This window comes from Natronobacillus azotifigens (genome assembly GCF_026805325.1).
Lineage (GTDB): Bacteria > Bacillota > Bacilli > Bacillales > Amphibacillaceae > Natronobacillus > Natronobacillus azotifigens.
In genome coordinates, this window is sequence record NZ_JAPRAT010000044.1 from 1 (window position 1) to 11,913 (window position 11,913).

Here is an 11,913-nt window from a genome sequence, read left to right on the forward strand (position 1 = left end):
AATTTAATCTAGTAGATTAGGCTTGTTTTGCAAGCTTTCCTCACCTGTTAATAAAGAAGATCTGAACGGACTGCTGAGATTAGTAGAAGGTTTACAGCAACCAGCAGCAGGTAGCCGGAAAAGTGGTGCATCCAGAAGAACAAAAAGGATTCTAGAGCGATAGAGCGAGTACTAGATTTTTTAAGAAGATAGCAATCTGTTGAATGAGGTAAGCCAGGTAAGCCCGTCAAAAAAATTATCAAAAAAACCATCCCAATAGAAGGATGGTTTTTTCTCAGTTCGTGTTAAGGTGTAATGATAATGGAGCGGAAAGTATTATTTTCATTCACTTCCCCTTCTAGTTCCGTACCAACCTCTACAAATGGTAACTGATCACTTAATGTGATCGAAGCTTTATAAATCGAACCATCAATCATGAAGAAGTAGATAGTGTCACCGGAGACCACCGCTTGTGAAATATCGTCAACTTGACCAGAGATAACACTCAATTCTTCCTCTGTTTCTATCTCTTCTACTTCAGTAGGGTCTTCAATATCGCTTGATGCCCCATTCAATTGATCGATTAATTCTTCAACGGTGTTACCCGTAATAACTTTTTGATAATCTTGAGCGTCCACTAACGCATAAGACCGAACTAGTCCAGAATCATCTTTTAATGATGAAATATAGTAAGGCCGATTATTTAAGTTTATTAATAATGGGAATGTTGATGTGAATCGCATCTGTTGTAAACTACCCTCTGCTGATTCCATCGCAGAAGATTCATCGGCGGATGTAACAGGATAGAACTCGGCTCGTTTTGTTCGTAGATTGACAAGGAAGAAGCCGATATTTGATGCATCGCGGTTAACAGATGTTACGCCAGTGTATAAATACACATCATCATTCATTGGTAAGTAATTGTAACCGTCTGTTGTTTGGGTTACTCCGCGTTTTTGAAAGACGCTATTCCAGAAACCACTAGAATATTTCCCGCGATAATTGAGTTGCTCTAGGATGAGTTCAGCAGAATAAATACGGTCCATCCATGTTGGCATGTCATCTAACCCATAGGCACTTGTCTCACCCGTAACTGCATCTAAGATAATAACACCGCTAGGTTCTTGTTGGGCGAACAAGAATCTGTTTTCATATGTAGTTGCAATATAGTGTGGGTGTCCCTCGTCATCTACTTCAAATGACGGGTCCCGGAAGATTAATGTTGGATAATTTCGTCTTAAGTGACGCGTCACATTACGAGAAAACCGTTCTGAATGACTGTATTTGATGTTCTCCTCAAGATCCTCTACGGTTACTTCCCCAGTCACCATATCTACTTTTAAGTAGTGAGGGATCCCTTCATCTCGATTATTAAACCACTGCACGAATCCCGCATACTCAAGTGGTGTCACTCGATAAGGTTCGTTTTCGATATTAATTTGTGTATAAGAATCTGCGGGTGAAAATTGGGAAACTAAATCACTCATCGAACCAATCCGACGGTCACCTAGACGTTCTGCTGTATCGCGGTCCATCATCGGTATTTGATTGGGGTTCATGGCAAAAAAGTCGGTTTCAAAATCTTTTTCTTCAACTTCGATTAACTCTGAATAATCTGTAGCTCGAAAAAACGGACTATTGAAAACTTGAATCGCAAAGGTTACACCAAGGAATAAAATCGGCAACGTAATAAGTATATATTTCACTTGGTTGACGTATTTTCGTTGGCTTGCGATATCGATCATAACTTCAATGGCGAGTAATCCTATAAAAAAGAGTCCAAGAAATAGCCTAAATCTTGGTGATTGAAGCGTAATTGCCGGTAAATACAAATAATATAGAACAAACATGATCCCTACCCATAATGCATAAGCTGAAAATCGTTCCGCGTACTTTTTCATCTAGCCATCCTCATTTCATAACTTTAGTAAGAAAAATCCCTCCAATAGTAATTTTACCTTCTTTATAACAGGAAGTCATTTACTTTTTTCGGTGCCTGTCACCGCCCGAATTATGTCGAATGGTAGATAGAGCTTTGCATAGGAAAGCTAAAACATGTAAAGCACTCTGTTTCTATATATCAGCAGAACAACATATGAATGTAGCATTCGAATTTTTGAAATTAAAATAAAACAAACGCTATAAATCATTGGATTCATATATAATGATAGTAATGTAGAAAGTCTGAGTGCAGACACAGTCAACGGGAACTCATTCATCATTCTCCATCATCTCAAAATAGTTTACAAAGCGAGGCTATCTTATGAAAAATAAATCTTTTGGATTTGATTTTAATACAGCCCCATTTCAAGCACCGTCAAATATTTTATCTGTGGGACATGAGAAACAAACGAGCACAAACTATTATTGGCATGGACAAAAACGACCAGATCAAGGTTGTTATGTATTTCAATATACGTTAGCAGGTAGTGGTCAAATAAAAATAGGAAATCATACATACGATTTGAAAGAAAATGATGCGTTTTGGGTGAAAATACCGAGTGATCATTCGTATTACCTTCCAAAAAAATCTGATTCCTGGGAGTTTATTTATATTACAGTTTATGGAGAAACCGTTGATCAATTGTTTGACACATTGGTTGAAAAACATGGACAACGCTATCAAATCGATCAAACCAACTCCTTAATTGAGCTGCTCCAGATGTTCTTGGATCAACTCCGCCCGGATAATGAATTAACGGTTTACCAAACGTCGGAGATGAGCTATCGGTTTTTAATGCAGCTTGCGCAAACACTGGAGTACAACAATCATGACGGGTTTGTCACGGAGCCGGTTTTGAAAGTGACCGATTATCTGAACCAATTCTATTACAAGGACATAGACATCGATAGCTTAACGAGGATAAGTGGACTTTCTCCTTATCACTTTATTCGAACGTTTAAAGCACATACAGGAAAAACACCAATCGATTATCTAACCGACAAAAGAGTGCGAGAAGCAACCAAGCGTTTAGTTACTACAAACCTAACTATCGAAGAAATCGCAAAAGCTGTTGGCTATCAAAACGGTAACTATTTTACAAAAGTTTTCAAAAAGCAAATGCGCCTTACTCCTTCTGCCTATCGGAAAGAAAAACGAGCACTCGGAGAACGACATTGGTTTATTGAATAGTAGCAGGTAAATTGTAAATCTGCAATGGAACGGTTATCGACTCAGGCAGTGCTGGCTAGTAGCAATATATTACCCTTTTTATTTTTATTTACGATTGATAATTCAGTGCCCTCTAATTATGATGAAGATAAAGTAAACGAGAAGGTGTTGATGCTAGTGAGTAAAATTACCTTTTTAGGTGCGGGTAGTACAATCTTTGCAAAAAATGTGTTAGGTGACTGTATGACGGTCCCCGCTTTACAAAGCTTTGAATTTGCTTTGTATGACATTGATCCAAGTAGATTAGAAGAATCGCGTTTAATGCTTGAAAATATCAAAAAAAATCTCAAGTCTACGGTAACGATTCATGCCTACACTGATAGGAAAGAAGCATTGCGGAATGCGAAATACGTCATCAATGCGGTTCAGGTCGGAGGTTATGACCCGTGTACGATTATCGATTTCGATGTCCCCAAAAAATATGGATTGCGTCAAACGATTGCTGATACATTAGGTATTGGTGGGGTTTTTCGGAACTTACGGACAATCCCAGTGATGCGAGAATTCGCCAAAGATATCAAAGAAGTTTGCCCAGATGCATGGTTTTTAAACTATACCAACCCAATGGCTGTACTGACACGAGTGATGTTGGATGAGGGGATTAAAACCGTTGGGTTATGTCATAGCGTACAAGTCTGTGCAGATCACTTGCTTGATCATCTTGACATACCAAAAGATAACATCCAATGGAAAATAGCAGGTATTAATCATATGGCATGGTTGCTCGAGATTACAAGGAACGGGGAGGATCTTTATCCTGAAATTAAGAAGCGTGCCAAAGCTAAGCAAAAAGAAAAACATCATGATATGGTGCGGTTCGAGTTGATGGATAAGTTTGGGTATTATGTTACGGAATCTTCTGAGCATAATGCTGAATACCATCCGTATTTTATCAAATCAAACTATCCAGAATTAATTGATCAGTTAAACATTCCGTTAGACGAGTACAAAAGACGTTGTGTAAACCAAATCAATGCTTGGGAAAAAATGCGTGATGACGTCGTAAATAATGAAGCACTAACGCATGCACGTACCCATGAATATGGCTCTTATATAATAGAGGCAATGGAAACAGACAAGATGATGAAAATTGGTGGAAATGTATTGAACACGTATGGGCTTATCGATAATCTCCCGCGTAACGCAGTGGTAGAGGTTCCGTGTCTAGTGGACAAAAATGGTGTCCAACCCATTGCTGTCGGTACACTGCCAGAACAGTTAGCAGCACTTAATCGAACCAATATTAATACACAATTGTTAACGATTGAGGCAAGTTATTCGCAACAAAAAGCAAAGATTTATCAGGCGGCATTGCTTGACCCGCATACAGCTAGTGAGCTATCGATGAACGACATCGTTAAGTTATGTGACGATCTAATAGAAGCGCATGGAGACTGGCTACCTGAATTTAAGTAGAACGTTTTTTCCGAAAAATTAACGTGAGAAAGAAGAGGATTCCATGATGAAACATCATCAATATGCTTTAACTCCACCGATGGGCTGGAACAGTTGGGATTGTTATGGAGCAACCGTAACAGAAGAAGAAGTAAAAAATAATGCCGATTATATGGCGAAACACTTAAAAGATTATGGATGGGAATATGTAGTGGTTGATATTCAATGGTCGGAAAGTGGTGCGGTGTCTTCTCAATACCGTCCATTTATCCCGTTAGAGATGGATGAATATTCCCGATTGATCCCTGCAACAAATCGTTTTCCGAGCGCTGAGAATAACCAAGGATTTAAACCACTTGCTGATTATGTGCATAGCCTAGGGTTGAAATTTGGTATTCATATTATGCGAGGAATTCCTCGACAAGCGGTTCATCAAAATACAAAAATTAAAGGAACGGAAGCGGGAGCACGTGATATCGCGCAACCAAATTCGATTTGTCCGTGGAACACCGATATGTATGGGGTTAATCCATATCACGAAGCGAGCCAAAAATATTATGATTCATTATTCGAACTTTATGCGAGTTGGGATGTTGATTTTGTTAAAGTCGATGATATTGCCGATTCAAAATTATATCACAAAGGCCATATGGATGAAGTGAAAATGATCCGAAAAGCGATTGATAACTCCGGTCGTGATATGGTCTTATCCCTATCACCTGGTCCTGCGCATCTTAATGACGCGGCTGTGCTTGAAGAAAATGCGAACATGTGGCGCATGACAGACGACTTCTGGGATTTATGGGAACTGTTAAAAGATATGTTTGAGCGCTGCTATCGTTGGAGCAAAAATGTCGGACCTGGTCACTGGCCTGATGCGGATATGTTACCACTTGGTCATATTGGTATTCGTTCTGTTGACGGTGGCGCGAGCGATCGGATGACACGATTTACAAAAGATGAACAAATTACGATGATGTCGTTATGGTCAATCTTCCGCTCTCCACTTATGTTTGGTGGCGAGTTAAATGATAATGATGAATTTACGTTATCCTTACTTACCAATGAAGACCTTTTACACGTTCATCGCCACGGCCAAGGCGCGCGTCAAGTCTACCGTGAAAATGATGAAGTCGTTTGGCATAGTTACACAAATGATCACGACGAATATGTTGCGTTATTTAATCTTAGTGACGAAGAGCGTACCGTTTCTGTCTCCCTGGAGCAGCTTGGCCTTGATAAAAGCAGTCTCTCAACAATGGTGGATGTTTTTACAAAAGAGCAGGTTAGCGTAAATGGCGACAAAATCGAAAAAACCCTTCGACCACACGCGTGCCAATTAATACGCATCAAACAATAGTTAAAGAATAAGAAGTGCCGGGCCACACGATTTTTGGGTGCCAGGCACTTTTGGATTAAACAATTATAACCATTCTTTCCCTTGTTAAGAAGGCAGGAAATATGAGTTAATATAGGTATCGGCCGACAAACTCTTTGAAAGGGGCGTGAATGAAAATGATTCAGTATAACGAGGTGGCTTCTGCGTAGGCAGAAACCCTAAAAGGTGAGGTCGCTCTAGTAGCGGCCTCATTTCCTATTATATTTAACTGGAAACACAATGTATTTTGGTATACGATAAATAAAAATGGTGTGTAGGCGTTTTTGTAGAACTTACACCCAAACGGAAAGGGGTGTTCACGGTGGACAAATTAAAAAGTTGTGAGCAGGTTGAGCTTACTTTTTTTGAGGAGGACGTCTATGCAATACAAAAACGGAAAAGAGGTGCTTCCCGATAGCTTGCTGAAAGAATTACAGAAGTATATTCAAGGTGAGCTAATCTATGTTCCTAAACAGGCAAGTCAACGTGTTGGTTGGGGAGAAAGCAACGGATCGCGCCAAATAATTAGGCAAAGAAACGAAGAAATCTTCCGACTGTATAGGGAAGGCCACACGTTGGAAGATTTGGAGGAAGCATATCACTTATCGGTGGAAAGCATTAGAAAGATTGTTTCGCAAACGCGCCATCGATTACAAAGGCAAGAACAATAGAATTATTAAAAACTTACACATTCACTCGTGCTTTAGCGAATGTGTAAGTTTTTCTTGTGTTCGGTATTGTATTGAATGCCTCTAAAAAAATTTCAGAAGAGAGAATTCACACTTTTTTAAAAGGGTTGTTATCTAGATAAGTGAATAACTCGACTACACCGGTTCATTACATAAGGATCGTGGGAAACAATAATGATGGTTTTCCCTGCTTGATTTAATCGCATCAATATGTCTAAAACCTTAGCCCTATTTGCTTCGTCTAATGAGCCTGTTGGTTCATCAGCCAGGATTAAATCACAATCTTTTACTAAAAGCCGTGCAATAGCAAGTCGCTGTTGCTCACCTCCAGAAAGCTGAAATACTTTATCATCCAACGTAACATCAAGTTCAAGTTCTTTTAGTAATTCTAGTTTTTTCTTCTTATCTAATCTTCCTTTTTTTACAAATCCGATATTCAGGTTGTAGCTTACAGATTTATCATCAATTAATGCAAAATTTTGAAAGAGAAAACCGATGTTATGTCTAAGTAGTTTTTTGGCCTGGCGAGAGTTTGGTTTTAGATTATCTTGGCCACATACGTTAATAACTCCTGTGTCCGCTTTTTCTAATAATCCGAGAATATGAATAAGAGTTGATTTTCCTGCACCGCTTTGTCCAGAAATACAAATTAGTTCTCCTTGATTGATCTCCAACGAAAAATTTTTTAAGATATGTTTGTCTTCAAATCTTTTATTTATGTTAAGCAACTCGCAATAAGCCATATTAGGCACCTTCTTTCAACATGTTAACTGTATTTTGTTTTTCAAAATAGTTGATCATGGTGATTATAATAGCAAATTCGATAACTATTTTTATTAGAAAGATATGATAAAAGGCTGTCTCTATAATGCTAAGGCAGATTATGAACTCTATAATATTTATAAAAATAGAGACTAATAGTATCTTATGGTATTTGTTTAAGAATGATTGACCAAAAGTCTTTTTAACGAAAAATTCATATCTGTGACGTTGGAATATTAGATAAATATATTGAATTAATGTAATGACAAGTAGTAGGATTAGAGATAACAAAATCGTAATAGTTACATAGATTTCTTCTTTTAAAGTGTTTATTTCGCTCAAAATTAAATCGTTAATCCGTATTAAATATGGGAAATTATCATCTAAACTATATTCTTGTAATATAGGCAACAATTTCTCGTATGTTTTTTCGGTATCTGTTTCGATAAGTCTGATAAATAGTGTCTGATTACTAGTAGATGTATAGAATGTATCTGGTACTAATGCATTGCTCTCTGTTATTACTTGGATAATAGGATCTACGATGATGTTGTAATGATTAGGCATCACATTCGTATTTAAAGAAAATACTTCTTGACCAGTTTTCGTATAAATAAAGGTAACTTCCTTGCTTTTATGTTTGTTGTTTTGTTGGTACAGCTCTTGGTGTAATCGATGAAATCTTTCGCGAGCTGAACCAAAATAGTCCTTATTTTGCTCCTCTTTATCTCTGTACTGTTCTGGGACAAGGAAGACAGTTTCTTCCATACTTTCGTTGATCTCAATTTGTTGCCCTTCTGAATCATATAAGGGATAATTGATAAGATAGTTTGGATTGACGGTAATGGATTTAATATAATCATTGCCAAGATTAACCTCTAAACTATCCGTTGTATAAAGGTCTGAATTAATATAGATCGCCTCAAATTTTTGATTGAGCTCCGGGTACATGAAGTATGATGGGATATCTAAGGGATATTCACCAGCACGGATTAATGCAGCATCCTCACCCGACTTGACTGGATGAAAAACGCCAAGGTCAGCAGTTTCTGCCCAGTTGTTCAATGCCGCTTGCTTTTGTTGAATAAGCGTTAGATCCGAAATTATACTAACAACAATCACGATTATAATTGTGGAGACAATCAATTTGAAAATGCTGTTTAAGAAAGTTATTACACCAATAGGTTTTTTGCCGTTAATGCAATAGGTTGTTTTTATCATGCTTGTGTAAACATAGGAAATAAACGTCAATACACACAAAAGAGAAAAATATAATAGAAAATTAGTCAGATAGACTTTGTATACAAACGCAAAGCTGTTATCTTTTATGAAAAATAAAAAAGGAACGATCAGAATCTGACTGACTAAAAAATTTATACTAAAAAACTTAATGAAAACTTGATAGGAAATAAAAATCCTAGGATGCCCGTTTAATTTCATTACGGAAATGGCTTTTGTTTGAGAGATAAGGTCATACAAAAAAGTTAAAAACATAATAACTAAAAAGAACAGAATAAAGATCAATATATCAAAAACTTCTTGGCTAATGATTCGTTCCTCATCAATGTTATCTTGATACATATCAGGCGTGAATTCTTCACCACTTGATTCATTTATATAGTTAACATAGTCTTGAACAAATAGATTATATTGTTCAACAGAATCGGCCTCTACTTGGTAACTTCCCGAATATCTATAATTAGAAGTTATATGGTCTATAATAGAAATGGAGTAATTTCCTCTTCCACCAAAATTGGCAATGACCCCCACCTGATTAACATTATTGGTATGGTTCGTTGACATGAATTTTTCAGTGTCTGGCATATCATCGTGCGTTAAAACCTCACCATCAGTAATTCTCATTTGCTGAAATAGACGAGTATCTGTTGTTAACCATAAGTATTCTTCTGTGTATGATTCGTTTTTCGCGTTGTCATGGTAAGAAAAGGTTCGAATGATATTTACTTTATTTTTCTTTGCTGCAGCCTTCAACGAGTCTATATTTTTGGGGTCAGCATTAATTATATCTTCAGGAACTTTAAATTCAAATGTATAGGTATCTGAAGCACTAAGCAAAGTCTGATAACTTTCAGTCTGATACGAAAAATAGTTAGCTGCGAATATAACTAAAAACATAACAATCATAAATAATGAAATAAAGCGTTTCACATAGTTAGCCCCCACTAGATTATAATTTTCAAATAACAATGAGTAAGTAATATGCTCGAATGTTTTATGGTATTTTAGCTATTAGGTTACAGGTCGAATTATTCAATGGTAGTAATGAATAAAAAATGATCAACCTTCACGCCTAAAGTCAAATGTATCATTAGGAGCATGAAGCGTATGACCGTTAATTACCACTGTATCATCGTCTAACCATGTAATATTCGCAGTTTCTTCACGATAATTCCAATAGATATTTTTGGTTCTATTATTATTGTTGTTGAATACCAACTCCCCGCGTATAGCATAGGAAGTTGTTGCACCGCCGTTTGTAACATATGCTTTTAACGTGTAAGTCCCATCTGGAGAAGTCTCTTCTGTAAGATAATCACCTGTTGGCAACCGATTCATATCAAAAAACGCCCAATATACTCCATATCCTATAAGAGCAACAAAGATCAGACTTCCAATACATAAAAATTTCAGTATCGTTTTCTTAACTTTCTTTTCATCTTCTTTCAAGATCGTAGTCAAAATGCTCTCCCCCTGTCTTATCATCCATTCTTATATCACCTAATGTATTAGGAATAATAGTATGAAAGTTATTTGAAAAACTCTATATAAAAACAGCAAAAAAAAGCTTTGTTGACAGTATACTCAAGCCATCTACTTCTTTCACTTATTGAAGTAACGCTGACGATAACGATCAGATCAATTAACTCCTCGTTTTCTTGTTAAAACGCTCATCAATCGCTTTCCGTCACTGTCATCTCCCGTGAAATATGTCATGGGAATAAGGGCAGAAAGAATTAGCATGCCTGTGAAGCCAAAAAAATAACCGTCGAGAAAATGGTGATGCGTGGTGTTCATTTTAATTGCGATCAATAGTAATATAGTGATCATGTTGAAAATAACTCCTCCAAGAAGGATGAGCGATAATTTTATCTTGCTATGGTTGGCAGGTTCACTATCGAATCTGCATCGCCCCATAATAAAGAATTGTTTATTTACTTGAAGTTTTCCGATGCTAAAAAGAGGTTCTCCAATACCTACTTCGATCTTATATACTTTTCCTCCAAATAACTTAGCAAAAAAACCATGGCCAAGTTCATGCACGAATACGTTCAACGGCTGAAATAGGAAAAGTGCAACGGAATACCCTATAATTGTTTCAAACACGTGTGTTTCCTCCCTTTAGATAACGGTAACTAGTTTATGCTATTACGCGTAATGGATAATAATGTATGATTCATGTGAGTTTGTGTTTCCAAAATAATCTAATTTTATTATAGCAAAATATCCACAAAATAGTAATGGAGTTTTTAGATAGTTACTGGCTATTGTAATGATTACACAGACCCTGACCATAGGGACAGGATCACCGGTCCCACAATCAGCCCTCCATGCTATCTGTCCTTATCATTTCTTCTATGGACAACTATGTAATTCTTGGCACACTGAATCACCAGCTTAGGTATAATACTAAGCACTGATTCTTTTATATACTGGACCGAAGTGCCTGTCCCTGTGGTCTCCCTGTGGTCTCTAGAAGATGAATCATATCATGTATTGAGCAATTAAAAAAATAATTATAAGGTGTAAAGGATAAAATATGTAAAATAAATATTTTAAGCCTTGCCCTCTTTCTCCATTATAAAGAAGTAAAAAAGGGAGTGCGAAAAACATCATCCATTGATAATTAGAGAACGGGAAAAAATATGTTTGAGAAATAGGGCCAATATTGCTGATTAATCTAATGCTAATAAGATAAAATAATAATATAAAACCACTGTAAAAAATAATTAATCTTAATTTTTCAAACCTAGATATGTAGAAAATCAGCCCAATTACGACTCCTAAATAACTTCCTTCTACAAAAATAATATTTGCAAATATAGATCCCCAGAAGTAGTAAGTCCCCTCTAAATAGTTTAGCTCTAAGATCTGATACCACTCCACTATTAGCACACAGATAATAAAACTTATTATCTGCCAAAAGGATAGTAACAGAAGGTATTTAACTTTGAAATGTTCAAGCAACACAATAACAAGAGCAACTAGAAATAATGAACTAAAAAAATTATTCCAGATATAAACATTTGTCTCATCGAAAATTTGATTTAATGACATGTTAATTATCGCCATAAATAAGGAGAACACATAAAGACGAATTAAGTATTTTTTTTTATTTGAAGTGTGTTTTACCCCTACAACTACAAAATAGATAAAAATGGGCGCTACAATTCTGCCTATCCAATTAAACCATTCAGGAGTGTTGGGCAAAAATTGCCCAACATGATCAATAAACATTATTACAAGAGCAAATATTTTTAGTTTTGTATTCGACAATTTAAATTCTCCCTTTTTAAATT

10 protein-coding genes are annotated in these 11,913 nt (G+C 36.5%); 4 read left to right on the plus strand and 6 right to left on the minus strand.

The window, feature by feature from the left end; all coding sequences use genetic code 11:
* Positions 1–284: 284 nt before the first annotated feature.
* The gene (locus tag OWO01_RS15255) at positions 285–1,880 is read right to left on the minus strand and encodes a hypothetical protein (protein ID WP_268781342.1); all 1,596 of its coding nucleotides are present in this window, start codon (positions 1,878–1,880) and stop codon (positions 285–287) included.
* Between the two features lie 362 nt (positions 1,881–2,242).
* Between OWO01_RS15255 and OWO01_RS15260 the strand changes: the two genes are divergently transcribed.
* From OWO01_RS15260 to OWO01_RS15275, 4 genes are all read left to right on the plus strand, one after another.
* Positions 2,243–3,112, plus strand: coding sequence for a helix-turn-helix domain-containing protein (locus OWO01_RS15260; RefSeq protein WP_268781343.1), 870 nt, complete (start codon positions 2,243–2,245; stop codon positions 3,110–3,112).
* Between the two features lie 156 nt (positions 3,113–3,268).
* A complete protein-coding gene (gene melA, locus OWO01_RS15265; protein WP_268781344.1) occupies positions 3,269–4,567 on the plus strand; it encodes an alpha-glucosidase/alpha-galactosidase in 1,299 nt (432 codons plus the stop codon).
* A gap of 46 nt (positions 4,568–4,613) precedes the next feature.
* Positions 4,614–5,906, plus strand: coding sequence for a glycoside hydrolase family 27 protein (locus tag OWO01_RS15270; protein ID WP_268781345.1), 1,293 nt, complete (start codon positions 4,614–4,616; stop codon positions 5,904–5,906).
* Between the two features lie 398 nt (positions 5,907–6,304).
* The gene (locus tag OWO01_RS15275) at positions 6,305–6,595 is read left to right on the plus strand and encodes a CD3324 family protein (protein WP_268781346.1); all 291 of its coding nucleotides are present in this window, start codon (positions 6,305–6,307) and stop codon (positions 6,593–6,595) included.
* A gap of 128 nt (positions 6,596–6,723) precedes the next feature.
* On the opposite strand, the gene OWO01_RS15280 is transcribed toward OWO01_RS15275, so the two are convergent.
* The 5 genes from OWO01_RS15280 to OWO01_RS15300 form a co-directional block, all read right to left on the minus strand.
* Entirely contained in the window at positions 6,724–7,356 is a 633-nt protein-coding gene (locus tag OWO01_RS15280) for an ATP-binding cassette domain-containing protein (RefSeq protein WP_268781347.1), read from the minus strand.
* A gap of 1 nt (position 7,357) precedes the next feature.
* The gene (locus tag OWO01_RS15285; RefSeq protein WP_268781348.1) at positions 7,358–9,544 is read right to left on the minus strand and encodes a DUF1430 domain-containing protein; all 2,187 of its coding nucleotides are present in this window, start codon (positions 9,542–9,544) and stop codon (positions 7,358–7,360) included.
* 129 nt (positions 9,545–9,673) lie between these two features.
* Positions 9,674–10,066, minus strand: a complete 393-nt coding sequence (locus tag OWO01_RS15290; RefSeq protein ID WP_418936226.1) for a DUF5412 domain-containing protein — start codon at positions 10,064–10,066, stop codon at positions 9,674–9,676.
* Positions 10,067–10,252: 186 nt separating this feature from the next.
* Positions 10,253–10,720, minus strand: coding sequence for a M50 family metallopeptidase (locus tag OWO01_RS15295; protein WP_268781349.1), 468 nt, complete (start codon positions 10,718–10,720; stop codon positions 10,253–10,255).
* Between the two features lie 378 nt (positions 10,721–11,098).
* A partial coding sequence (locus OWO01_RS15300; RefSeq protein ID WP_268781350.1) for a TraX family protein occupies positions 11,099–11,913 on the minus strand: 815 nt, incomplete at its 5' end.